The following is a 25765-nucleotide window of genomic DNA, read 5'->3' as shown; positions in this document are numbered from 1 at the left end:
AAGGGGGTTCCCCCCATCAGGAACTGCCGAACCCGTTAGCGCAGCGTAAAGCCAACTCTTAGAGACGCTAACGGGTTCGGCATGGGTAACGCTATGAGCGAGTCTTCTCCCAAGGGGAGACGATGTTTAGTGCTGAAAGGGTCTAAATGGAGGGAGTGGGGAGAGGGAGAGACTATACTTGATAACAGCAGGAACTGCTGTATAGTATACTTTGCAACTTTTCAAACATGCTCTAAGAGGTGATTTTAAAAGTCCTGAAGGGTATAATTTTACTTTTGGTCAGATGCAAAGACAAATCAAAGTCTCAGCCATGTACTGAGATTCTATGCTGCGATCGTTATGAGAGCAAAATATCCTCTAATTCTTGAGAATCTGTATTTCCCGTGTCTACTGCCTTATGCCCATTTTCAAACTGAGTTTCAAATTCTTAATCTTCATAAAGTTATAAATATCATTATTAAGTTTTTAATAATACTTGTCTCAGCTTCTACATTCATGTCGTAAATTGCGATCGGAATTGTGTAATCTAAAGACAGCTAATTGCTCATTATTCAATCGAGGTCTGATGACTCCTACAATCATGCGTCAGCTTTGGTCAGTGGTTGAAACCGCGCAAGCCAAGCTCCTCTTACAACTGGATGATGCTAGTTTGGTGCAGTGGTTAGTAAAACAAACCGAAACGCAAGTGTTGTTAGATTCTAACGAAACTGACTTTCTATGCCACTACATTCAATCTCGGCTAGCCCTTATTCGTGATCTTGCCCATGAACGCCAGTGTTCATGATAGCAAAATCACCATAAATTGATTGATAGTCTAGTGTTATTACTATTGACTATTGGCTTTTTGGGGAAAATAACCTTCCACTAAGCAGTCAGAGCCTACTACACGCCAACGAACACGTTCTAGAGACAACGCCTCAGTCATGGTAGTAAAACCTAAATCGCCCACTGGTGTGGGAGCAATGCTACCACCAATGATTTTTGGGGCAATAAATGCCAAAACTTTTTGCACTGCTCCTTGAGCGATCGCACTTGCAGCTAAAGTACCGCCACATTCCCACAACACGCTACAAAAACCCCGCTCATATAAGTACGCCATTGCCTTATCTGGTGTAAGTGATGTTAATTCCACGATTTCCACCCCCTGTTTGAGCAACAGTTCTTGGAAATCGGGGTTAGCACCCTTCTCTGTCAACACCAAAGTTGGAGCATCCGCAGTTTGCCACAGATGGGCACTTTCCGGTAAGTTGAGATGGCGACTCATCACCACCCGCAGGGGATTATGTGCCTCTGCATGATGGCTGGTTAAATAAGGATTATCTTGTCGAACTGTATTGCCGCCGACAATTATTGCATCGCAAGCCGCCCGCAGTTGATGTACTTCATTGCGGGCCTCTTGGCTTGTCACCCAGGCGCTATGACCAGAGGTGGTGGCAATTTTGCCGTCTAAAGTCATGGCATATTTTAAAATTCCCAAAGGTCGTTTGTAGAGAATGCGATGCACAAAACCTTCATTTAGCCGACGGCAAGCTGATTCTTCTACTCCTACCAACACTTCGATCCCCGCCGCCCGTAAACGGGCAATACCACCTCCAGCGACCAGGGGATTGGGATCAACCATACCGACTACGACTTTTGCCACTCCAGCTTGGATCAATCCTTCCGAACAAGGGGGAGTCCGGCCGTAGTGATTGCAAGGTTCGAGTGACACATAGATTGTTGCACCACGAGACCGATCGCCTGCTGCTTGCAAGGCAAATACTTCTGCATGAGGCTCACCTGCACGAGGATGAAACCCCTCGCCGACAATTTCGCCATCCTTGACAATCACCGCTCCCACTAACGGATTTGGCGAAGTCCGTCCTAAAGCGCGGCGAGCAAGTTCCAAACACCGCAGCATCATGCGAGAGTCAAAGTCAGTTCCGATCTTTTCTTTTATAACTGTTGACTCCACTAAATGTATATTTTCCTGAGTGTAATTTGGTAAGGATGCATCTGCTTGAGCGACCACTGGGGAATTATCCATAATTTTAGGCGGCAACACTGTAAATATTCTGCACGCGATCGCGCAGCCTTTCCACAGAAGAATCGCGCTTTGCTCAGGGTAATTAAAAATAGGGGGAAAGGGAAAAGGGTAAAGCCCAACTTTTGGAGAGAGTTTAAGACCCCAACTGTTGCGTCAGCTTCTCACTTTCTTACGGTAGTTCAGTGGCTCCAGAATCCCCAACTAAAAAGTTCCTCCTGCCCCCTGCCTCCCACCCATTTACAGCGTGGCTACAAGTTCCTGCAAGCGATCGCGTCCATCGCGGAAGACGGGCCAACCATCCCCCACCAGCACTGCTTCAACCCGACTCAGTTCTGCCAACCTGCGAACAGAAGCAACAGCCTCCTCTCGATTCAATAGCTTGTCATCTGGCAATATAGTTAAGCTACCTGCTTTGCGTGCCCTGACTAAATCCCCTGTAATCAAAGTTGTCTCCTCCAGTAACAGAGCCAATTCGCCGGGAGTTTTCGAGCCTTGGAGTTCAATTACTTTTAACCCAGGTACGAACTCTTCACCATCAGACAACCAGCGATCGCAAGGTATGGGAAAAGTGTCTTTTTCTGCCACAGGGCCAGCTATCTTAGCATAAGTTTGATCGGCAATATCTTTACTTGCCCTGACATGCTCGGAATTCGTCAGCACAATCCAAACTACACCACCGAGGGATTTCAAATGATTCCAATCATGGTTTGATAGGGCTACTGGGTCAATCAAGATGTTTCCATCTGGGCGAATCCAGGCAATCCCATTGAAATCAATATTTCTTGCCGGATTGAAATTAGACCAGCTATAGAGATCGGGACGGTGCAAAGATTTCATGATGATTCTGGATCTGTACTTCAGTAATTGACTATTAATATCAATAATTAAGTATATAGATTATAAGGTTGCATTCCCTCTGAATCTCGAATTTGAGTATACTACGATAAAGCTATCGGTATTATGGATTTTATCGAATTTAGAAAAATTCCTGCATAAACCGCAATAGAGATCAACGGAGGTATGGGAGTGAGTGAGATTGGACGTAAAAAAATATCAGCGAAGGCTGACCAGTTTAGAGAGTCGGTGATTCGGGAAATGACACGGGTGGCACTGCAACATAGTGCGGTGAATCTGGCTCAGGGGTTCCCTGATTTTCCCTGTCCACCGGAGTTAAAACAGGCAGCTTATGATGCAATAGAGGCAGATGTCAACCAGTATGCCATTACTTGGGGCGATCGCGCATTTCGTCATGCGATCGCTAACAAAGTTCGCTGGTATCTCGGCTTAGATATCGACCCTGAAACCCAAATCACCGTCACCTGCGGTTCCACAGAAGCAATGGCATCTGTAATGCTAGCGACAGTCGATCCCGGTGACGAAGTAATTGTATTTGAGCCTTATTACGAAAACTACGGCCCCGATGCGATTTTAGCTGGTGCTACACCACGGTACGTAACACTGCATCCTCCCCATTGGACATTTGATGAAGTACAGTTGCGTCAAGCTTTCAATGCTAATACCAAAGCTATTATTATCAACACACCCCATAACCCCACTGGCAAAGTCTTCACCCGTGAAGAACTCACCCTAATTGCAGAACTTTGTCAAAAGTGGGATGTGTTAGCCTTCACAGATGAAATCTACGAACACATTCTCTATGATGGCACTCAACATATTGCCTTAGCGACCCTTCCCGGTATGGAAGAACGCACCGTTACTATTAATGGTTTATCCAAAACTTATAGTGTCACCGGATGGCGAGTTGGCTACATTTTGGCCAACCCCACATTAACGGGAGCCATTCGCAAAGTCCATGATTTTCTTACCGTTGGCGCTCCCGCACCATTGCAACGAGCCGGAGTTGCCGCGATGCAACTACCACCATCCTATTATGAAAAACTAGGCAAACTTTATCACCAGAAGCGAGACTGCATCTCACAGATACTCGATCGAGTTGGCATTCCTTACTTCCTTCCCAAGGGAGCCTATTATGTTCTTGCAGATATTTCTAAATTTGGCTACAAAACAGATATTGAATTCACTTACCATCTAATTAAAAATATTGGAGTTGCCGTAGTTCCTGGTTCCAGCTTTTTCAGCCAACCAGAAAAAGGCCATTCATTGATCAGATTCTGCTTTAGCAAAACACCTGAGACATTACAAACAGCGAGCGATCGCTTACTCAAACTAAGTAAGTGGGCGTAAATAATTGTCGTTGGGATAAGGCAATAGAAAATAGGCAATATGAAATAAACCTCATCTATGTTGAAACCAAGAGTTTTTTAAAAGATATATTTATTTATGTAGGTTGGGTGGAGTGAAACGCAACCCAACATTACCACCAAATTTTATGTTGGGTTACGCTATCGCTGCACCCAACCTACAAAACTACGGTTCTCAAGATAGACGAGGTTTAGGTATAAGGGTTTTAGCCTAGTTCATTTTTCTTTACATAGTTTGATTTTATTGTACCAACTTACTTACAGCAAACTCTGCAACCGACAACCTAATGCAAATTAATTTAACATGAGTTCGAGAAACCTCTCTTTGCCTTGATCTTTCGTTCAAGCCTGTCCTTCTGGGACTAGCCGCACAAGTTGAAGATGATTAGGGAGTCCCAATGAAAAGACCTGGATTTATTGAGCGTCATCACCTGTGGACAGAAATCCAAAAAGAAGCATCTGAAAAGATTAAGGCTGTTGTTAAAGAACAGGATTTATTGTTGATTCGTACCGCTTGGTCAGACCAGCATGGCATTGTTCGCAGTAAGGCGCTTTTACCCCAAGCCTTTTTCAGCGCCCTGGAAAATGGTATGCAAATCAGCACTGGGACATTCCTGTTTGATACTGGTGCTGCAATAGTATTTAACCCATTTGTTCCCGGCGGTAGTTTAGATATGCCTTTGATGACAGGTGCGCCAAATCTTGTGGCTGTTCCTGACCCCGATACCTTCAAAATTCTGCCTTGGGCAAAACGTACTGGCTTTATTCTCTGTGACGAATACTTTCAAAATGGTCAGCCAATGCCCTTTTCCAGTCGCGGTATTTTGCGCCAATCATTGGTAGAGTTACATCAAAGAGGGTTGGAGTATATTGTCGGCTTAGAAGTTGAGTGGTATCTGGCAAAGTTAGAAGATCCGATGTTAGCGATCGCAAATGTTGGTACTTCTGGAAAACCCGGTGAACCTGCTAAAGTTAGCGCCGTAGACCATAGCTTCCAATACCTTTTAGAATCCCACAATCCAGAGATTCAAGATTTGCTGCTCCTTCTGGCAGAAAACTTAGTTGAAATGAAATTGCCTTTAAGGAGTGTAGAAAACGAAGGGGGTGTCGGTCAATTTGAGTTTACTTTTGACCCAATTTGTGCATTGCAAGCTGCCGATACAATGATGATATTTAGAATGGCAACCAAGCAAATCTGCCGTCAACAAGGTTATATCGCATCATTTATGTGTCGTCCAGGACTGCAAGGTTCTTCTTCCAATGGCTGGCATTTGCATCAATCCCTTGTAGACCGAACCACAGGCGAGAACGCTTTCATGTCTGCAAACTCCCAAACCCTCACGTCAGATTTAGCTAAACACTTTGTTGGTGGTCTTATCAAACACGCCAATGCTGCTTCTGTGTTCACAACCCCGACAATTAACGGCTACAAAAGATTTAGACCTTATTCCCTAGCCCCCGATCGTGCGGGGTGGGGATTGGAAAACCGAGGGGCAATGATTAGATTACAAGGCGGTTTTGATGACCCCAGTACCCACATTGAAAACCGAGTTGGAGAACCAGCGGCCAATCCCTATCTCTACATGGCATCGCAATTGATTTCTGGGTTAGATGGTGTAGATCGTAAACTTGACCCTGGCTCCCCAACAGAGTCACCTTACACTACAGAAAATCCGATCTTACCCAAAAGTTTGTCAGAGGCGATCGCATATTTGAGCCAAAGCGAACTTTTTGCTCAAAAAATGGGGCAGCAGTTCATAAACTTCATCATTAAGATGAAACAGAGTGAAATTAATCGCTTTTTACAGTCCGTCGCCGAGCAGCCACCAGAAGAGTATTTAAAGCAGGTGACTGAGTGGGAACAAAGAGAATATTTTGAATTATTTTGAGTTGAGTTTGGTTTATTCCTCTTTTACAGCACTTTTCATGTATTTGAACCACATCCGTTGTAGGGGCAATTCATGAATTGCCCCTACAACGCAATACTGTTCGGTTAAGGCAAAAGACGCGATAAATCGCCGTCTCTACAATAATCAGTCTTTACGAATTACGAATTACGAATTACGAATTCCGCCTTGCGGTACTAGTCATGTTGATGCGATCGCTCAGTTGGCGGATTGTTTGTGCTAAAGTGCGATCGCTCTGGTGGAGTTGGGTAATTTTATCGCAACTATAGATTACCGTTGTATGGTCTTTACCACCAAACTCCTCGCCAATTCTCGGCAAACTCAAAGATGTGTGTTGACGCATGAGATACATTCCTATTTGACGCGCCCAGCTAATCTCTCTTCGTCGTGAGTTACCTTTGAGATCGTCTATTGAAACATCAAAATTATCCGCTACAACCTTTAAAATTGCTTCTGGGGTAGCTGCCATTTTTTCGTTAGGCGGTTCTAAAACAGGTGTGATATTTTCCACCGTCATTGGTAAGCCCCAAATAGAAATATAAGCCACCGCCCGAATTAAAGCTCCTTCTAATTCTCGAATATTAGAAGTATAGTTAGAAGCAATATATTCAATCACATCACGAGGAAGCCGAATATTTTCATCCTCGGCTTTTTTTTGCAAAATTGCCATTCTAGTTTCTAAATCCGGCTTTTGGATATCTGCGATTAACCCCATAGAAAATCGAGAACAAAGACGTTCTTGTAAGCTAGGAATCTGGTTTGGAGGACGATCGGAAGCAATCACAACTTGTTTCCCAGCTTCATGTAAAGTATTAAAAGTATAAAAAAATTCTTCTTGAGTGTATTCCTTGCCTTCAAGAAACTGAATATCATCAACTAATAAAACATCAGCCGCTCGATAATGTTCTCGAAAACTTTGCATACTATCTTTACGAATCGCTGTAATTAAATCATTAGTAAACTGTTCAGTAGAAACATAAAATATTTTACAATCAGGAGAAATTTTCCAGCGATAATGACCAATAGCTTGCATCAAATGAGTTTTACCTAAACCTACCCCACCGCATAAAAATAAAGGATTAAACTCTTTACCTGGAGATTCTGCAACTGCCAAAGAAGCAGCGTGAGCCATCCGATTGTTGGCACCAACTACAAATCGTGAAAAGACATATTTAGAATTTAATTCAGTAGTTTTATGATTGTGATGAGAAACAGCTTCAGGAATACTGCTAGGATTTGTTGATTCCCAAGAAACCTCGCGTTCACTAAAATGAGAAACTTCATCACCTTGAGCAACAGTAATGTAAATTCCTACGGGATGACCGAGAATATCTTGGACTGCATGAGCAATGGTATTGATGTAATACTTCTGTAACCAATTACGAGCAAATGGGTTAGGAGTGCGGATTACTAAGCAATTATTTTCTAATCGCTCCGCACTAGCAGTTTTTATCCAAGTTTCAAAGGTAGGTCGGGATAGTTCAACCTGTAGGCGCTCTAGTACCTGACTCCACAGACTTTCTATGGGAATTTCCATGATCCACCACCTTTGCTGCTAATCGTCACAATAGAAGATGAAGCATCAATTTAGCATCCAGACACGCCAGACCTAGAATAAGCTTTTAAGTTGTAATCATTTTGGGACATACCCAGTAGGCAAGATCCTAACATCCACTGACTGACACGGAGAAGCAACGATACATGAAGACAACAAACCATGACTTAATTGGAAAAGAGGCAAGGGAGCAGGGAGCAGGGAGCGAGGGGCAGGGTGGAGTTCTTCCCCTTGTCCCCCTGCCCCCTGCTCCAATTCCTCTTTCTTCCCCCCGCTCCCTGCCCTCTTCCCCCTGCCTCTTCGTTGATACCAGAGGTTTGCGCCAGAGGTGGTGGATGCTCTTATATGGGGTAGCAATGGTGTTCTTGGGAAGCTGCTCTCTTTTACCAGCTAAGACCTTTGAGAATCGACAAAACGATACTCAAGCCCAAAAAACAATAGAACCCAATTCGGGAATTGTCCCCCCGCCGATTTTCTCGTCATCTGGAGATCCTAATTTTGTGGTAAAAGTAGTGCAAAATGTGGGGCCTGCGGTAGTTCGCATTGATTCTTCCCGAACAATCACTTCTCGTGTACCAGACGAATTTAACGATCCATTTTTCCGGCGGTTTTTTGGAGACGCAACGCCACAGCCTAGACAACGGGTAGAGCGCGGTAGTGGCTCTGGATTTATCATTAATTCTTCAGGCCAAATTTTGACCAATTCCCATGTGGTAGATGGTGCTGATAGAGTGACTGTCATCCTCAAAGATGGCCGGACTTTTGACGGGAAAGTACTAGGTGAAGATCCAGTAACAGATGTTGCTGTGATCAAAATTGATGCTAATAATCTGCCAACTTTATCTGTAGGTAACTCTGATGCTTTACAACCAGGAGAAGCAGTAATAGCTATTGGCAACCCTTTAGGCTTGAATAATACCGTCACTTCTGGGATTATTAGTGCCACAGGTCGTTCTGGTCGAGATATCGGTGCTAGTGACAAGCGGGTTGATTACATCCAAACGGATGCTGCGATTAACCCTGGTAATTCTGGTGGGCCATTGCTTAATGCTCGTGGACAGGTAATAGCGATGAACACAGCTATTATCCGAGGCGCTCAAGGCTTAGGATTTGCTATCCCCATCAACACTGCACAAAAAATTGCCCAGGAATTAATTGCTACAGGCAAAGTCGATCATCCTTATTTGGGTGTTCAGATGGTGACACTGACACCAGAAATTAAAGAAAAAATCAGAGATAAAGCAGGCGATCGCTTAAATCTTACAGCAGATGAAGGCGTTTTGCTGGTTGAAATTGTGCCGCGATCGCCTGCATCTGTGGCTGGACTACGAGTCGGTGATGTGATTAAAAGCATTAACAGCCAGCCTGTTACTAAAATTGAAGAAGTACAAAAGCTAGTAGAAAATAGCAAAATCGGCACTAAGTTACCAATACAGGTGGAACGCAATGGGCAAATTGTTCAAATAGGAGTCCAACCTGCTGCTTTACCCGCCAGACGTGAAGGATAAAGTTTGTCATTGGTCATTTCTCATTGGTCATTTGTCATTAGACTTGTTCAATAATTCCCCCTTGTCCTCCTTGTCTCCCTTGTCTCCCTTGTCCCCTTGTCCCTTACTCCCCACTCCCCATTCCCCAAAATATTTTCATCATGACTGAATTAGCACCAATCATTCAATTAGGCAATCCAACATTGCGCCAAAAAGCTGCTTGGGTTGAGAATATTCAAGATGAGCATATCCAAAAATTAATTGAAGACTTAATTACCACTGTTGCCAAAGCTAACGGCGTGGGAATTGCTGCGCCTCAAGTAGCACAATCTTATCGTTTATTTATTGTGGCTTCCCGTCCTAATGCGAGGTATCCAAACGCGCCGGAAATGGAACCTACTGCTATGATTAATCCCAAAATCATTGCTAATTCAACTGAAGTTATCAAAGATTGGGAAGGTTGTTTAAGTGTTCCAGGAATTAGAGGGTTAGTTCCTCGGTATAAATCTATTGAAGTGGAATACACTGACTGTCAAGGCAATTTACAAAAGCAAGAATTAACCGATTTTATCGCTCGGATTTTCCAACACGAGTCCGATCATCTCGACGGTATCGTATTTGTTGATCGCCTAGAAAACACTCTTGATATGATTACTGAGCAGGAATACCAACAACGAGTAGTTAACAAATAATTCGTAATTCGTAATTCGTAATTCGTAATTGAATTAAACCCGACACTAGGGGTGGGGTTTTTACCTACCTTTAAGATACAAGGACTTTTTCGCCTACAAGAGACGGGGTTTTGAACCTTTACTTTTTTGATAAATGAGGGTGGGGAGTGGAAAGTATTAATTACGAATTACGAATTACGAACTACGAATTATTTAAGCGGTGTTTCGCAAACTCGCTCGTCTCGCCACAATTGATATAGCCTTGTCGCTGGCATAGTCATATATAAAACATCGCCAGCACCGAGGTTTGTCTCTAATAAATCCCAGCCGTGAAGGGTTTGGTGATTTGTTTCTACGTACAAAGGTACACAGTCAGCAGACATGGCTACATCTTTCACCCACTGACCACAAAAGGCGTGTAAAGGTGTAATCACAGTTGCAAAAGCTACCCAAAGACTATCGGCTGTGATGCCATTGCCAAGAATGCGTCCCCCTAGTGCAGCAGCAGCAAAAGCTGGGGCTGCTAGTTCAGCCGGACTCAGTACGGCCTCGAAGCCAAATAGCTGTTGTGCTATGCCAGCAAAATCAGGATCGGCATAATGGACAATCACTGGAATGCTGGGTGTCAAGCCTTTGGCTTTGAGGGCAATTTCCAGATTGGTAGCATCATTGCTAGTAACAGCAAGTACGGCGGCGGCAGAGTCTATATTACTAGCTTTAAGTATTGTCCGAAAGCTGGCATCGCCCTGAATGACGGGGATACCTAGTTCGCGGGCGGTGTTGATATATTTGTTATTGGAGTCGGGTTCAACTACTACAACCTCATATCCGCTAGCGTGGAGTTGCTGGACAATTCTCACCCCAATCCCACTCAAGCCACAGACAATGTAGTGATATCGCTGGGGTATTCTGGCTGCATCCCAAAATTGCTTAAAGCGGCTTCCTAAGACAAAATCGGTGAGCATTGCATACCAAATACCAATCACCACCGCTCCAACCAACATCATCACAACAGTAAATAACTTAATACTGTTAGGAGCATTTTCTACTACTTTGTCATTACCACCGGCTCCGGTAATCATGCCTACAGAAAAATATAGAGCATCGACAGGAGATAAACTCAACTCAGCCGACATATAGGTGAGTGTAGCGATCGCAATAACTGCAAGTAACACAACAGCACCCACCAATACCGATCGCCCGTGTTCCTGAAACTGCCTAAAATTGGTAAGGACTTTCAGCAGTTTTTTAATCAATGATCTCCGGGGAGAACGGATACGGGGTTGTGTACCAATAATTAAGCGATCGCCTACTTGGATCTCTTGTCCAGATATGACACCTGATACCAAATCCATCTCACCTTTTACAGGCAAGTAATAAATTAGCATCCGCGATCGGTCTTCCCACAATTCACTCAGCTTTCGACCTTTCCAGAAGTGATTTTCATCAATGTATTCTTCATGAATCGGCCAAGTTTGCTGAAATAATTTGATTTGTCCGATCGCTCGGTTTCCCATTGCTGCAAAGGTGAATACGGGTGCTGCTAATCCGACAACACTCATACTCAAATGGTCTGGCAAACTTTGATCTAGGCGCTCGCCCAAATTTGTATTATAAAAACGGTTAATAATCCGAATCTGGGGATTCAGCACCCGCGCTTGCATCATAATAGACAAATTCAGAGCATCTTTAGAGCCAGCGATGACTAAAGTATGTGCCTGTTGAATTCCTGCTGCTGTTAGGGTTGAAGCTGCTTGTAAATCGCCAACAATCACATCTCCTGCTGTTTCACCAGGGATAGATTGGTGATGAATACCAACAACGAAGGCTCCCTGCTGTCTCAGCAAACGAAAGGTTTTATATCCGGTACGTCCTAAGCCACAAACAATAATTCGGGGTTTCATGAAACGGCAGCATCTTTTACAGGTAGGGCTGCATTTCTAGTTATTTATCAATATTGTTGCCCATTTTCCCGGAATATAACTGTAGCTGACAACACGATTGTTTTAATTGGAGGTAGGGGGAAGGGGCAGGGGAGCAGGGGAGCAGGGGGACAAGGGGAATTGTTGAACAAGTCTCTCCGTTTCCCCCTCTGACTTGTCTCTTTGTGTCTTCTTCATGCCCAATGCCTCCCTTGCTCCTTGCCTCTTCGTTGAACGGGCAAAAAAATAATATAGAAAAATATGGCAATTTTTGTAGGTTGTGATACGCTATCTGCTTGAGAAGTGTCGAGGAACCGAAAATGACTAAGCTGCGCGTGGGGTTACTGTTTGGCGGTCGTTCGGGAGAACATGAAGTTTCAATCAAATCAGCACGGGCGATCGCTAAAGCCCTGAGTGCAGAGGAAAATGCTGGTAAGTACGAAATACTTCCTTTTTACATCCAAAAAGATGGACGCTGGTTAGCGGGAGAAGCACCCCAAAAGGTTTTAGAAACAGGCAGTCCGCTTCTGGAAGCTGAACAATCAACTTCTGAGGGAAGTCTGACATCCAATCCTCAAACCCAAACTCTGAGTAAATGGCAATCTCCCTCTCAAGTTGCCCAAGTGGATATTTGGTTTCCCGTTCTCCACGGACCCAACGGTGAAGACGGGACAATTCAAGGGTTATTAACTTTGATGCAAGTCCCCTTTGTTGGTTCTGGGGTGTTAGGTTCGGCAATGGGCATGGATAAAATTGCGATGAAAATTGCCTTTGAGCAAGCGGGACTAGCACAGGTAAAATATAAAGCGATAACTAGAGCGCAAGTTTGGTCTAATCCTTGTGTGTTTCCGAAATTGTGTGATGACATTGAGGCAGCATTAGGTTATCCTGCTTTTGTCAAACCTGCTAATTTGGGTTCATCAGTGGGTATTGCCAAAGTGCGATCGCGCCAAGAATTAGAAGCCGCCTTAGATAATGCCGCCAGTTACGACCGAAGACTGGTTGTCGAAGCTGGTGTCGTCGCCAGGGAAGTTGAGTGTGCTGTTTTAGGCAACGATCAACCCCAAGCCTCTGTCGTTGGAGAGATTAGTTATGATAGCGATTTTTATGATTATGAAACTAAATATACAGAAGGCCGGGCAGATTTACTGATTCCTGCACCAATTCCAGATGCGATCGCTCGTCAAATTCAGGACATGGCTTTGCAAGCCTTTGCAGCTGTTGATGCTGCGGGATTGGCAAGGGTCGATTTCTTCTATGTGGAAGCGACACAAGAAGTTTTGATAAACGAAATCAATACGTTGCCAGGCTTTACGGCGACGAGTATGTATCCCCAACTCTGGGCCCATAGTGGAGTCTCCTTTTCAGAATTAGTTGATCGGTTAATTCAACTTGCTCTCGAAAGGTATTCTCCTAGCTGACAGAAAAAATAAGCAAACTGATTTCAGAGCATTACGGCAAGAAGTCATAAGAAATACACAATTTTGACAAAAGTTAGGCGGATTTGGTAGCTTCTGTTTTACAAAAAAGCTACTGGAATCGGAAATTTTGTTACGGATACCTGATGCTTGACTCCTCCAGTACAATTTATTGACTAGAGGGGTACAAATCTGAAAGTAATCATGGAAAAAAGTCAGAGTGTACAGCGCGAGCCAACCCGACTCAGAAGGGCTACTCCAGAGCTGACAAACAGGAAATCGAGATTAAAACAAAGCTCGAATGTTCTGATATATCTGGTAACACATCATCCTTGGCTATTGTTAACTGGGTGTTTAGCCATGTTTTTAGGAGGTGGTGCCTTTGCCCTGTATAGCTTAGGTAGTGCTGGACAGGTAGCACAAGAAGAACCAGAAACAATCCCAGTTATTGTTGAAGAACCAATCAGTGTGCCCTCTGAGAATAGTAATCCTACACCTTTATGGATGGTGGCTGCGATCGTCCTCAGTTGTGGTGCTGGTTCTCTACTCGTTTTCAAAATGCTCAACCGGAAAACGCAACCGCAAAAAGTCCAAAAACAGGTTAACCGCCATCAGGCACGCTTGGCACAAAGCCAGTACCAAAGATTGGAACCACGCCTTCCCAAGAACCAACCAATTTTTGTGCCACAGCCACAACTGATGCCGATGATGCAGATGCAACCTAAAGCAAAACATCTGGTGACGGTTCTGCCAGCAGAACACAAGCACCACTTGGATACGCGCACAGATTCTTTGGCAGACTTGATGGATCTTCGTAAAGATAGTTCATTGTCTGCAATTTTACGCCAGTATTAAATTTAACTGTTACGCCGTAAGTCCCCCACTGAATTTGGTACTCCGAATCAGTGGCGGGATACTAGATGTATGATAGCGAAGCGTTAGCGAGTCTTGCCTACGGCACGCTGCGCGAACAAGCGTCGGAATCACCAATCATTTGATTCAGCGACTTTACCGCAATATCAGTTTATGGTAAAGTACTGCTATCAAGCAGGTGATGTTAAGTGTTACACAAAGCGGTTCTTGTGCGTTTGTATCCATCAAAAGAACAAGAAATACAACTAGCTCAAACATTTGGTTGCGCTCGTTGGTGGTGGAATTACGCTCTAAATAAGTCAATTGAAACTTATAAGGAAACGGGCAAGGGACTTAGCCGTGTAGCACTCAACGCATTTCTTCCTGCGCTCAAAAAAGCTGAAAATACTGCTTGGTTAGCTGATTGTTATAGTCAAGTTTTACAAGCTACTACACTCAATCTAACTACGGCGTATAAGAACTTTTTTGAGAAACGTGCTGGATTTCCTAAGTTCAAATCCAAGCATGGTAAACAGTCAATTCAGTATCCTCAAAACGTCAAAATTGTAGATGGCAAGGTCAAACTCCCCGGTAATATTGGGGTGATCAAAGCCAAAATACATAGACAGATTGAGGGGAAAATCAAGACTGTCACTGTGAGCAAAACTGCATCAGGTAAATATCTTGTGTCTATCTTGACTGAGATAGAGGGTGAGAATCCTGTTATTTCAGAAGGTAAAATTTATGGCATTGACTTAGGACTAAAACACTTTGCTGTCGTAACCGATGGGGAAAAGGTTTCTAAATACGATAATCCTAAACACCTTGCCAAACATGAGAAAAACCTCAAACGGAAGCAGAAAAAATTAGCACGTAAAGTCAAGGGGAGCAAGTCAAGGAATAGATATAGAAAAGTTGTTGCCAAAGTGTACGAGCGAGTTAGTAATTCGCGGCAAGATTTTCTACATAAACTTAGTTATAAGTTGGTCAGCGATAGCCAAGCTGTAATAGTGGAGAATCTTCATGTCAAGGGCATGGTTCGTAACCATAAATTGGCGAAAGCAATATCTGATGTGGGTTGGGGAACATTCACCAATTTTTTAGCCTATAAGCTAGAGCGTAATGGTGGAAAGTTAGTTGAGATTGATAGATGGTTCCCTAGTTCCAAGCTCTGTTCTAATTGTTTCTATCAAATAGGTGAGATGCCGTTAGATATCCGTGAGTGGATTTGTCCCCACTGTGGCACTCATCATGATAGGGATGGAAACGCTTCCGCGAACATTAGAGCAGAGGGTATCAGAATGCTAAAGGCGGAAGGTTCATCCGTCTCTGCTGTAGGAGGGGAGGTAAGACCAAGGCTAGGACGAAAGTCCAAGTTGCGGCACTCCCCCGTGATTACAGAAGCCGACACTGTACTTGGTATTCCAAGTCAGTGTGGGTAGTTCACTGTAAAGCAAAAACCTTTCAAAATAATACTTTTTGCGAATTAGGGCACGGTTATACCGTGCCTTTACTAATATTTATCCTTCTGGCAATTTAGCAAACGCCTGTTCAACTAAATCCTTTGCTTTAGCATCCAAACGCAGCCAATCCACTTCACCCAGTTCATCAATTAAACTAGTATCAATCTCAGCCGCTTCTTTCTGTGGGCTGTATTCAATAAAACACACCTCATAACATAATTCCCACAAATCGATACTCGCTTCTTGCTGTTGACGCTGCAAACGTAGATGATATCCTGGATGGGGCATCGGCAAACGAGTCAGAGTCTCTCTAATTTCATCTGCTTCTTGGGGCGTTGCAGTTTCCATTGCTTGCAACAACTCAGTCACCAATGCTTTGATTTCATCAGTGGTGCTAGGCGGCCAAATCAGGACATCATGGTAAGTTCCCGTCCAAGAAGATTCATCAAGGGACTTGCGGATATTATCGATAACGCGAATGAAAGCAGGTTGCATGAGGATTTCAGCCTGCTGCCATGCAACTGGATTTGTTATTTTCGGTGGCATTGGTAATAAACAGGGGCACTAAAAGAAAAATAAACAGTCTGCGTTTATGAAAAAGCTGCGTTTTTAATCTAAATCTTTTCTCAAGATAGCGGATTTCATTGAAGAAAATTTGGAGATATTTATTACCAGCTGGACAATTAGGTAATAACTCTGGGGAGGGAATATGATAGGCAAGCTACTAGACCATCGTTACCAAGTAATTCGAGTCCTCGCAATGGGAGGATTTGGTCAAACCTATATTGCCCAAGATACTAGGCGGCCTGGCAACCCCATTTGCGTTGTCAAGCACCTCAAACCCGGAACTGACCCCAGAGTTTTTGATACTGCTAAACGCCTGTTCAACAGCGAAGCCGAAACCTTAGAAAAACTGGGCAACCATGACCAAATACCCAGGCTGCTAGCGTACTTTGATGAAAACCAAGAATTTTATTTAGTACAAGAATATATTGAAGGACATACCCTAGCTGAAGAACTTACACCTGGTAAACGCTGGAGTGAAAGCCAAGTAATTCAACTATTACAAGAAGTTCTGGAAATTCTCGAATTTGTCCACCGCCAAGGTGTGATTCACCGCGACATCAAACCGGATAATATCATCCGTCGGGACTCAGATAATAAGTTAGTTTTAGTGGACTTTGGGGCGGTAAAGCAACTGCGTACACAGATGGTGACAGTGGGCGGACAAGCATCTGCCACAGTAGTTATCGGCACTCCTGGCTATATGCCCACAGAACAAGGACAAGGTAAACCCCGCCCTAACAGTGATATTTATTCCCTCGGCATCATCGCCATTCAAGCACTAACAGGATTATTGCCAACAGCATTGCAAGAAGACGCGGAAACGGGCGAAATCATTTGGCAGCAATCAGTAACCGTAAACTACCGACTGGCGGCAGTGTTGACGAAGATGGTGCGTTATCACTTCAAAGACCGCTACCAAAACGCCACGGAAGCTCTGCAAGCATGTAAAGATGCGATTAATCCAGTCCCTACACTTTCTCAACCTCAAGAATCCATCAAATCTAGACCTCAAGTATCTCGGTTGCAAACGGTTGCAGTTGCACCAGCAAATCCTGTCAAACCTGCGCGTAAAGACTCTGGTAAATCCGACCCATGGCCAATATTAATTGGCATATTATTAGCGGGTGGTGCGGCTGCCTTGGTAGCAAATGTATATCCAAATGTGAAAAATTTAGCTTTAAATCTTACAGGTCAGGATACTACCTTAGCAAACAAATGCTCGGCTGTTGTCGTCGGAAATTCTAATATCCGTTCTGAACCTAGTTCGATAAATTCTGATAATATTTTGCAAACAGTTGCCGATAACACCAATTTCGAGGTGACTGGCAAGCGCACAAAACGAGGTTGGATAGAAGTTAAACTTAAATCTGGTCGTTTGGCTTGGGCATACTCGGATGTAATAACCAATAATCAAGAATGGGCTTCTTGCCTGCGCGAAAAAGGTATTGCAACTAAAACAGTAAATGATAGTAGCTTGATTGCGACTCGACCGACTCCCAAGCCAAAAGCAAAATCTAGGGATGTAGCAACTCCCTTACCAGAAAAGCCGAAGGGGTCAACTGACGATGTGGACAAATCAGAACGATCGCAGCCTAATGATAACAGTGCCAATATTATAGAGCAAGCAAGACAGAAGTATGAATCAGGAGATATAGTTGGAGCGATCGCACTTTTAAGATCAATTCCAGCAAATGCTGCTTCTGGTATCCAAGAGACGGGCAAAATGATTGCCCAGTGGCAGGACGATTGGGCCAAAGCAGAGGCGTTATCTAATGAGATCAATAAAGCAATAGATGATGGTAAATGGGATAAAGTTTTAGATTATAGAAACCATCCAGAAAAATTGCCTAATACTAAATACTGGCGAAACAAAATAGAACCATTATTTAAACAAGCAGCCGAAAATTTGGCAAAGCAGGCACTAACTAAACTAGAAAATCAAGGTAATCAGAAGAATAACCAACAGAAACTTCCCGATACTAACCAACCTGCTAATACAGAGAATCCCAATACTAAGGCAAACCCACAGTAATCAGAGGTCAAAATCGTACTTCACTAGACCGAAAACCGCTATAATTCACTATCTAAAGGATAATCAGCTATGCACCATTGGTGAGAAGCTAACATTAAGCGCCTTTTGTCAATCAGTTAAAATACTCAAAATAGTCTGATTGAAAATGATAATCATACGTGGGTGAGGGGGGAATGAGGCAAGCGACTCTCGCCTCCTTCCCCCCTCTATTTGATTATTTGTGGTTTTATTTTCCCGATTAATGCATTTCGTCGTATTCTGGGGCTTCAACTCGTCTTGCTTCCATCCGCGAAGCAGGCAAAAACTCAGCGCGACGGACTGGAACCAAGGGCGGTGTATTTCCTTGGTAGGGGTGAATCACTTGTACAGTACGGGCTGGACGCTGCCGTGGCGAGAACAAAGCTAATACTCCAGCGACGACAATACCACCACCAATAGTCAGAGTTGCGCCTCCCACAGCCCAAAGCATGGGTGAAGACCACCAAGAGGTTTGCGGCTGGGGTGTTGCTACTTTTTGTTGGTTATACTGCTGGGCTTGTTGCCACTGCTGCTGAGTATTGAAATTTTGAACTTGTCCTTGGAGTTGTTGATTTTGGTACTTCAACTGTTCATTGTCGTTCTTTAAACGCTCCAGCTGCATCTGCGTATTCAGCTTTTCCATCTCCAGACGCTGGTCGGCACTGGTAGCAGTCGGTGGCTGATTCGGATTGGGATACATTGGTTGCCCATAAGGGCCATAAGGATACATTGGTGACTGTATTCCCGGCGCTACTACAGTCCCTGGCATTTGCGGAGCAACAGCAAAGTTAGGTTGTAGGGGGGTATTTGTTCCTTTGAGCAATACGAGAGCCGCCAGCCCAGCTACGGCGACCCCGCCGATAAACGCCATACTCTCACTCATCGCTTTTGCTCCTCAATTGCGACGTAACTATAATCATTTGTGACTGACTCACTCTCACACTCACACTCATAAATTATGCCTACTTGACTTCACATAATACTCAAACTATAAGCGACCGGATCAGCTAGTTTTTTTACATCATGATATCTGATGTTAATATTCAAAACCATAATGGTCAAATTGTCTACCAAACAAGGATAGAAAAACTGCGCTGTTATACTTTTTAATCTACTTTTCCGTTCTAATCAAGAGGAGTATTTGTGCTGGTTTTGATGGCTGCCTTGAGGCTTTGGCAAAATTGGGCGATCGCCGAAAGTCCTTGCTCTGGTGTGCCTTCTGCTAACCGTTTTACAAAAGCACTGCCCACGATCGCACCATCTGCGCCCCATTCCTTGACCTGACGGGCTTGTGCCGCTTCCGAGATGCCAAAGCCTACACCGATGGGTTTATCAGTAACACCACGAATCTGTTTGAGTAAATCGGACACGCGGTTTTCCAGTTGCGATCGCACCCCTGTTACTCCTGTAACACTGACTAAATAAATAAATCCTTGGGATGAATGAGCGATCGCTTCTATTCGTTCAGCATCACTGGTGGGAGCTACCAACAAAATAACATCAATTCCCATGTCACCAGACGCTTGGAGCAAGCCTGCTGCTTCCTCTAAGGGTAAGTCAGGTACTACTAATCCTGCTACCCCAGCAGCAGCAATTTGCTGAAGAAATTTTTCAATCCCTCGGTGCAAAATTGAGTTGTAATACATAAATAGGACAATAGGCGATCGCAATTTGGGAGTAATCCCTTGCAACATTTCCAGCACCTGCTCCAATTTTGTCCCCCTTTGCAGGGCGCGGGTAGCAGCAGCTTGAATCACTGGCCCATCAGCCAAGGGATCGGAATAAGGTATGCCCAGTTCAATAATATCGGCTCCACTCCGATCTAGAACCTGCAAAGCTTTTGCTGTTGTTTCTAAATCTGGATCGCCAGCAGTAATAAACGGAATCAGAGCGCACTCATGATTCCGCCCAAGGGTTTCAAAGCAATCAGAAATTGCAGTCATTAGTCATTAGTCATTAGTCATTGGTCATTGGTCATTGGTCATTGGTCATTTGTAACTAACAAACGACAACTGACCAATGATAACTTTACACCTGTGATTGCTCTTCTTGTTCAATTTCGGCTTGAATTCGTGCTAGTTCTTCGGGAGTAAGCTCATCTAGCCTCTTTTGCAGAAAGTCTTGCTCATATTGTTCCCGTTGTTGGTGGTAGGTCATTTTTTGTCCCACCGCACGGAAAAAATAGGTCGCTAACCAGCCAATTAACCCACTGACTAGTAAGACTTGGCTCCATATACCAGCTTTTTGAGTATCCAAACCGACTAGCTGCAATCCTAGATAAGCCAAGCCGCCGGCAATAAAAACACCTAAGCCAATTCCAATAGCGTCAATCCGTCGCATGAGAGTTATGACCTACCAATTCTCGTTAAACTTGAACTTGTCGCCGTTGGGGTCGGAAATTTGCAAACGGCGATAGAACCAACAAACCCGGAAAAAAGAAAAACACCAAAAAGTACATCAACAAACGCTCGATGGAGCTAGCTACATACCAACGCTGCTTCAGGTAGAACAATATAGCAATGGGGATTACCAGAAGGTAAGCTCCAGCCAAAATCAGATATAGCAGGGCGACAATCATAACTTTTTTGGTCTAAGCATCTGTTTTCCATGATATGCTGAACAGCCAAACTGAGGGAAGTATAATCATGATGCTTTCAAGATTACTACGCCAGAATTCCTTTTTTTATCCAGATTGATTGATAAAAGGTAATTTGATGCTATCATCGTAAATCTACTAGCAAACAAATGCTTTAGTCACACAAGGTGGAAAACTAATCTGGGTTGATTACGAAAAAAACTTCTGATTTGGGAAGCGATCGCACAATCTAGAAAAAATATTTTCAATCTAGTTGGACAAAAGACACAATTGATGGTGGAATAGATAAGGCGGTATTTGCTGCCTCCAAAAAATAACTAGATTTATACTAGTTAATTGCCAAACACCTGCGGGGGTGTGGCGGAATGGTAGACGCTACGGACTTAGATAACTGAGCCTTGAAGGAGAAATCCCTCAAGTGGAAGCTCTCAAACTCAGGGAAACCTAAATCTGGCGACAGACATGGCAATCCTGAGCCAAGCCCAAAAATTTTAGATTTGCGATTTTAGATTTGTGATTAGTTTTCAATTCAAAATCAAAAACCCAAAATTGAGGTAAGGTGCAGAGACCCGACGGGAGCTACCCTAACGTTAAGTCGAGGGTAAAGGGAGAGTCCAATTCTCAAAACCTGATTTGGCTATTGTCATCAGGCAGCAGTGAAAACTGCAGGAGGATGAAAATCCGTTGACCGTAAAAGGTCGTGTGGGTTCAAGTCCCTCCACCCCCACTAAAAATTGAAAATGCCAAAAGGCTCCTATATTAAGGTATAGGCGAGTTGTATTTAATGGTAAATCAACTCGCCTATTTAGTTTTATATTGGACTTAATTCTTGAAACTAAGTAACTTGGCGCGAAAAAACCCAAGTATGTTACGAAACGTCAATAGGCTTAAAACCTTTACAAATGACAGCCTTAGCCAGTTAGCTTTAATTGCGCCGACCTACTTAAACCTCATCTAAGTTGAGAACCGTAGTTTTCGCCCTCACCCTAAATCCCTCTCCCATCTCTGGGAAAGGGACTTTGAAATTCTAGCTCCCCGAATCCCATATCTGGAAGAAGGGGTTGGGGGATGAGGGCAAATCCTTATTCATTAGAGTTGAACTACAAGTTTCAAGATAGACGTGGTTTAAGTAATTTTACCGTGCTTTTTGATGAAGTATTAAACAATTTGGATTTAATACTTTATTTATGGTCAGATTTTATCAAATTTGTGTAAAAAGATTGCTGAATTTCAGAAAAATAGATTGATGCTACTGTTCACCAAGGTTAAGCTGGTAATAATATGAACAGGAAGCCTTTTTATCCTGATAACTGGAATGAACGTTAATAGTTTATCAATTAGTCAGGAAAATCCCCACAGTGTTACGTCCAACTCTAGACAGATAAATGTGCAAATTGCACAAGAAGAGGTTTATTGCTTCTTCGTAGAAATTGTCAAAAAACTGTCGCCAGATGATGTTTTACGAGAATTCAAAGGTTTATTTTTAGATGGTCTTGATTCAGAAGATTCAGATTATATTCCAGGAATATATAGTATTTTTTTAGATGATAATGAGCAAGAGTTATGTAATACACTAAAACGGTGTTGCTACATCATAGTAAATAATTGGAAAACTAACCGAAAAGACAAATATATCCAAGAATTAGTTAATTTATTTGTTAATGAAAATCTCAAGATAAAGGACAATAATGCTCCAATAGTAAAGATTTGTAAAGCTTGGTTAGAGAATTTTGTCAACAGTAAAGACTACCAAGAATTGAAATTATTTGCTGCTAAATATGATGAATCATCTAAAGGTCATTGGGCTAATCGCTATAGTTCTTATTTATTAATCGATCAATCTGTTAATAAAAATAATCCCATAGAGCAACAAGAGGCTGCTAGAAAGCTTTCTAAACAGATAAAAGAAAAATTTAAGTTTGAACTGGCAATGTATATTGCTCGTTCTCAATCTGCCATTTCAAGCACAACACGCTATAAAAATCCTAGTGTTTTGGGAGATCAGGCTCTACGTTTAATCAAAGCAATCGTTTTAAAAAGAGGTGTTTTTAGTCATGAGAATATTGCCCATATATTTATCAAACAAACTCAAAATCAGACTCTAGAAGAATTTAAAATTAATCTCGAAAAATATCTATTTCTTTCTGTAGGCAAACAAGAATCAGTCGAGACTTGGAAGCAGCAGTTTATAGATATTTTATCATTATGGAAGAAGGATTATAATCAGGAAATTATCACTAAAGAATTGCTTTTGAGAACCTGTAATCGAGTAATTGATTGCTTGACAATAGAAAATGGTAAAGCACCTTCATCCTTATTTATCTTATTAATTGCTCAAGGTCATGCTCTAACATTGGTAATTATACTTTTAAAGATTATTCTAATTTGTAAAAATTCCCGTCGTCATTTAGAAACCCGGATTGCTCATCTGATTCGTTTTTATGAAAACTATCCTGAAGATGAATGTAAAGGCGTAATCCATTTTATGGAGATTTTTAATATCACGTTTGCAATTTATGCAGAAAATGTAGAGTATAACTTGATTAAGATGGAAGAAGAACAAAGCAGTAATCCACAGTTTAATCTGGATGGTTATCGTGTGTTTTCACAGATGAAAGTAGATAGACACAAATGAGTTTTGCCTAATTTTATGATTTAGCAAGGCGTTCGTATAAGTAAGCGATCGCAGCACCCGCAGTTTCAGCTAAAATACTAATGAGGCGATATAGAGCGATCGCACTGAATACTAGGGCAGATGGAAAGTGGTGTCGTAAAAGTTCATACGCAGTCGCTTCAAACACACCTAACCCACCAGGCGCACCCGGAATCACAAGCCCCAACAACCAAGCGCAACTAAAAGCCCCTAACAACAAAGGAATTTGATTCACGTTCAACGAACCCAAGGCGGATATAGTTAATATAAACCCAGTGGCGCGTAGTCCCATAAAGCCCAATTCTCCTAATAAAGGGCGTAGGGGATAGCTTTTAAGACTGAAGGGAACAGTTGGTTGAGTGGTAGCAGTAGACTTTTTTGCTTTCAATCTGTACAAAAAGCGAATAACTGGGTTTAAAAACCGGGGATGAATTGCACAAAGAACTACAGCTAAACTCAATAATTGTAGTACTTGGATAACAAGGGTAGTATTAGCTGCCGCAAATTGGCTACTGCTGATGACAATGATGATTAAAGCAGCCGCTAGCATGAGTAGGGGTTCTAGCAAAACGCTTAAGGTGGCTGCACCGCCAGAAACATTGGCATTTTTGGCGGCGACAATTCGCCCGTAGTAATGCCAGATATTACCTGGTAAATACTTAGCGATGTTCGTTTTGAGGTAAACTTGGATAAATTGGCGAGATGATACAGGTTGATTTAACTCTTGCAGAATCCAAGTCCAGATCCAGCCTGCCCAAGTATGCGCTAGTAAAGTTACGCCTGTAGCGATCGCTATAATTGCCCATCCTACCCCATCAATGCGGATAGTAGTCACTCCAATCCAATTATCCATCAAGGCTTTCGCTAAAAAAAACAGCGTTCCCCCCAAAATTATCCAGCGTAAAAATTGCTTCATGAATTTAGTAATTTAATGGTGAGAGCAACAAAAGCTCAAAACCTCAAATTTTATGGGACATCAGCTATATATCCAAAGCTTTTGAAATATAAAACAGGTTAATGTAGCTCTTTCTACAACAACTATATTATTTTAATTTATATCTCCCTAGAGTTAGATAAAATTATTCCTTTAGTACTCATAAAAATGTGACTTGCGCTAGAGGTAAAACTGATTTAATTATTTATATTCTTAATTAAGGTTATTATTTTTCTGAATGCTGGGAATACAAAACTAATTCCAAATGCAATCTTGGTTAAACTTTAACTTAGTCACAAAAATGCAAGGAGTGATAATTATGAAAAAAGCAATGACTTGGCTGAAAAACATTCGTCCCCTGAAAGTTTTAACTGTTTTTTTAGCAGGAATCTTTCTATTTATGACACAGGCTTGCGGTGCCCCAGGAGTAGCAACACAACCACCACAACCTGGCGATCAAGCACCTAATATAAAACGATATGATCCTACAAAAGATTATCCTCTCTCCTCTCCCGCCGGTGGGATGAATAATTTTAGTGATGTAGACCCCAGAGCAAGAGATGAAAAGGCAGCTAATGACAGAGCTGATGCGCTAGCGAAAAATGCTCAAAAAAATATTGAACAGAAGGGAATTGACAGCCGAGAGCAATATGGCAAGAATTTTCAGCAAGGGACACCCCTTGGTGAAAGAGTAAAGAACCTGGGTGAAGATATCGGCAGTTCAGCCGAAGAAGTTCGCAAAGGTGTTGTTAAGGGGACTCAGCGTGGATTTGAAAATCTCAAGGGTAATACCCAAAATGCAGCTGAAGACGTGACAAAAAATGTTCAGCGTGGGGCTGAGGATGCTGGTAAAAATGTTAAACGCACAGCCGAAGATGCAGGCGATGCAGTGAAGGGAGCAGTCAGAAACGCTGATTGAAATTAGTTATTCAATCTTTTGCAAAAATATGAAAGCGCCCACACACCTTTAGTTTGGGGCTACCTAAGCAAAGCCTGCCTACACAGGCTTTGTTTGGTTTTTAGGTGGGTTTAATTCCCTTGAACTCTATTACATAGATATCTCTAGAAATTAAATATGCGTTATTCAGAACCATTGTAGAGATGTAGCACTGCTACGTCTCTACATTCATTTTTTACCAGATGTCTAAGGGATTTCCAACAAATAAATTACCCAATCTTGTGGGGTGGGCCGAAAAGCCATTGGTGTCAACTTAAGTCAGAAAGCTTATTCCACGGTCATTTTACCCCACACGCCAGATGCTCCACTACAGCGCTTCGCGCATCCTGCGGCGGGGGAGACCCCAAGCACCGCACTGGCTCCCCTTAATCCCCTCCCCGTGAACGGGGAGGGGAGATTTTGTCGCTAGACAAAAGCGGGGTGGGGTTGCGAGGGCATGATTAGTAGTTGAGTGAACTTGGTATAACGCCATTGCGAGGGTTTT

General features: G+C 42.9%; 21 protein-coding genes. 11 read left to right on the top strand and 10 right to left on the bottom strand.

Features of this window, described 5'->3' with window-relative positions; genetic code table 11:
* The first annotated feature begins 565 nt into the window (after nucleotides 1-565).
* A complete protein-coding gene (locus HWQ36_RS12165; protein ID WP_292702546.1) occupies nucleotides 566-784 on the top strand; it encodes a hypothetical protein in 219 nt (72 codons plus the stop codon).
* A 42-nt stretch (nucleotides 785-826) separates the two neighbouring features.
* Here HWQ36_RS12165 and ribD read toward each other — a convergent pair whose 3' ends face one another.
* Nucleotides 827-2026, bottom strand: a complete 1200-nt coding sequence (gene ribD, locus HWQ36_RS12160; RefSeq protein WP_292702545.1) for a bifunctional diaminohydroxyphosphoribosylaminopyrimidine deaminase/5-amino-6-(5-phosphoribosylamino)uracil reductase RibD — start codon at nucleotides 2024-2026, stop codon at nucleotides 827-829.
* Between the two features lie 237 nt (nucleotides 2027-2263).
* Nucleotides 2264-2863 (bottom strand): MBL fold metallo-hydrolase, encoded by a 600-nt coding sequence (locus tag HWQ36_RS12155; protein WP_292702542.1) that lies wholly within the window; start codon nucleotides 2861-2863, stop codon nucleotides 2264-2266.
* Between the two features lie 183 nt (nucleotides 2864-3046).
* On the opposite strand from HWQ36_RS12155, the gene HWQ36_RS12150 reads away from it, so the two are divergent.
* Together HWQ36_RS12150 and HWQ36_RS12145 are read left to right on the top strand one after the other, a co-directional pair.
* On the top strand, nucleotides 3047-4231 hold the full coding sequence (locus HWQ36_RS12150; protein ID WP_292702540.1) for an aminotransferase class I/II-fold pyridoxal phosphate-dependent enzyme: 1185 nt from the start codon (nucleotides 3047-3049) through the stop codon (nucleotides 4229-4231).
* Between the two features lie 415 nt (nucleotides 4232-4646).
* Nucleotides 4647-6137 (top strand): glutamine synthetase family protein, encoded by a 1491-nt coding sequence (locus tag HWQ36_RS12145; RefSeq protein WP_292702537.1) that lies wholly within the window; start codon nucleotides 4647-4649, stop codon nucleotides 6135-6137.
* Nucleotides 6138-6309: 172 nt separating this feature from the next.
* Here HWQ36_RS12145 and dnaA read toward each other — a convergent pair whose 3' ends face one another.
* A complete protein-coding gene (dnaA, locus tag HWQ36_RS12140) occupies nucleotides 6310-7692 on the bottom strand; it encodes a chromosomal replication initiator protein DnaA (protein WP_292702535.1) in 1383 nt (460 codons plus the stop codon).
* A 353-nt stretch (nucleotides 7693-8045) separates the two neighbouring features.
* Here dnaA and HWQ36_RS12135 point away from each other — a divergent pair, with 353 nt between their 5' ends.
* Entirely contained in the window at nucleotides 8046-9218 is a 1173-nt protein-coding gene (locus tag HWQ36_RS12135; RefSeq protein WP_292702532.1) for an HhoA/HhoB/HtrA family serine endopeptidase, read from the top strand.
* Between the two features lie 140 nt (nucleotides 9219-9358).
* Nucleotides 9359-9889 carry a peptide deformylase gene (def, locus tag HWQ36_RS12130; protein WP_292702529.1) on the top strand — a complete coding sequence of 177 codons (531 nt, stop codon included), beginning with the start codon at nucleotides 9359-9361 and terminating at the stop codon, nucleotides 9887-9889.
* 188 nt (nucleotides 9890-10077) lie between these two features.
* Here def and HWQ36_RS12125 read toward each other — a convergent pair whose 3' ends face one another.
* Nucleotides 10078-11772, bottom strand: coding sequence for an NAD-binding protein (locus tag HWQ36_RS12125; RefSeq protein WP_292702526.1), 1695 nt, complete (start codon nucleotides 11770-11772; stop codon nucleotides 10078-10080).
* Between the two features lie 338 nt (nucleotides 11773-12110).
* Between HWQ36_RS12125 and HWQ36_RS12120 the strand changes: the two genes are divergently transcribed.
* The 3 genes from HWQ36_RS12120 to HWQ36_RS12110 all read left to right on the top strand — a co-directional run bounded on the left by HWQ36_RS12120 (nucleotide 12111) and on the right by HWQ36_RS12110 (nucleotide 15502).
* Nucleotides 12111-13211: a D-alanine--D-alanine ligase family protein gene (locus HWQ36_RS12120; protein WP_292702524.1), complete on the top strand. Its 1101-nt coding sequence runs from the start codon at nucleotides 12111-12113 to the stop codon at nucleotides 13209-13211.
* A 201-nt stretch (nucleotides 13212-13412) separates the two neighbouring features.
* The gene (locus HWQ36_RS12115) at nucleotides 13413-14063 is read left to right on the top strand and encodes a hypothetical protein (protein ID WP_292702522.1); all 651 of its coding nucleotides are present in this window, start codon (nucleotides 13413-13415) and stop codon (nucleotides 14061-14063) included.
* A 206-nt stretch (nucleotides 14064-14269) separates the two neighbouring features.
* A complete protein-coding gene (locus tag HWQ36_RS12110; protein ID WP_292702520.1) occupies nucleotides 14270-15502 on the top strand; it encodes an RNA-guided endonuclease TnpB family protein in 1233 nt (410 codons plus the stop codon).
* A gap of 78 nt (nucleotides 15503-15580) precedes the next feature.
* Here the strand turns inward: HWQ36_RS12110 and HWQ36_RS12105 are convergent, their stop codons facing one another.
* Nucleotides 15581-16069, bottom strand: coding sequence for a hypothetical protein (locus tag HWQ36_RS12105; protein WP_163932840.1), 489 nt, complete (start codon nucleotides 16067-16069; stop codon nucleotides 15581-15583).
* 163 nt (nucleotides 16070-16232) lie between these two features.
* Here HWQ36_RS12105 and HWQ36_RS12100 point away from each other — a divergent pair, with 163 nt between their 5' ends.
* Nucleotides 16233-18122 carry a serine/threonine protein kinase gene (locus HWQ36_RS12100; RefSeq protein ID WP_292702513.1) on the top strand — a complete coding sequence of 630 codons (1890 nt, stop codon included), beginning with the start codon at nucleotides 16233-16235 and terminating at the stop codon, nucleotides 18120-18122.
* Between the two features lie 238 nt (nucleotides 18123-18360).
* Here the strand turns inward: HWQ36_RS12100 and HWQ36_RS12095 are convergent, their stop codons facing one another.
* From HWQ36_RS12095 to HWQ36_RS12080, 4 genes are all read right to left on the bottom strand, one after another.
* Complete coding sequence (locus HWQ36_RS12095; protein WP_292702511.1) at nucleotides 18361-19023, bottom strand: heterocyst differentiation related protein; 663 nt, start codon at nucleotides 19021-19023, stop codon at nucleotides 18361-18363.
* A 241-nt stretch (nucleotides 19024-19264) separates the two neighbouring features.
* The gene (gene trpA / locus HWQ36_RS12090) at nucleotides 19265-20083 is read right to left on the bottom strand and encodes a tryptophan synthase subunit alpha (RefSeq protein WP_292702508.1); all 819 of its coding nucleotides are present in this window, start codon (nucleotides 20081-20083) and stop codon (nucleotides 19265-19267) included.
* Between the two features lie 85 nt (nucleotides 20084-20168).
* On the bottom strand, nucleotides 20169-20480 hold the full coding sequence (locus HWQ36_RS12085; RefSeq protein ID WP_094340472.1) for a DUF3007 family protein: 312 nt from the start codon (nucleotides 20478-20480) through the stop codon (nucleotides 20169-20171).
* A gap of 25 nt (nucleotides 20481-20505) precedes the next feature.
* Nucleotides 20506-20718: an NAD(P)H-quinone oxidoreductase subunit L gene (locus tag HWQ36_RS12080; RefSeq protein WP_292702501.1), complete on the bottom strand. Its 213-nt coding sequence runs from the start codon at nucleotides 20716-20718 to the stop codon at nucleotides 20506-20508.
* A gap of 1333 nt (nucleotides 20719-22051) precedes the next feature.
* Here HWQ36_RS12080 and HWQ36_RS12075 point away from each other — a divergent pair.
* Nucleotides 22052-23371: a hypothetical protein gene (locus tag HWQ36_RS12075; RefSeq protein ID WP_292702499.1), complete on the top strand. Its 1320-nt coding sequence runs from the start codon at nucleotides 22052-22054 to the stop codon at nucleotides 23369-23371.
* 13 nt (nucleotides 23372-23384) lie between these two features.
* Here the strand turns inward: HWQ36_RS12075 and HWQ36_RS12070 are convergent, their stop codons facing one another.
* Nucleotides 23385-24305, bottom strand: coding sequence for a lysylphosphatidylglycerol synthase domain-containing protein (locus tag HWQ36_RS12070; protein ID WP_292702496.1), 921 nt, complete (start codon nucleotides 24303-24305; stop codon nucleotides 23385-23387).
* Between the two features lie 337 nt (nucleotides 24306-24642).
* Here HWQ36_RS12070 and HWQ36_RS12065 point away from each other — a divergent pair, with 337 nt between their 5' ends.
* Nucleotides 24643-25242: a hypothetical protein gene (locus HWQ36_RS12065; RefSeq protein ID WP_292702494.1), complete on the top strand. Its 600-nt coding sequence runs from the start codon at nucleotides 24643-24645 to the stop codon at nucleotides 25240-25242.
* Nucleotides 25243-25765 lie beyond the last annotated feature (523 nt).

The sequence above is a fragment of the Nostoc sp. NMS2 genome (genome assembly GCF_017115105.1).
Lineage (GTDB): Bacteria > Cyanobacteriota > Cyanobacteriia > Cyanobacteriales > Nostocaceae > Nostoc.
Note: the sequence above shows the minus strand (reverse complement) of the source record. Positions and strands in the feature narration are given on the sequence as shown.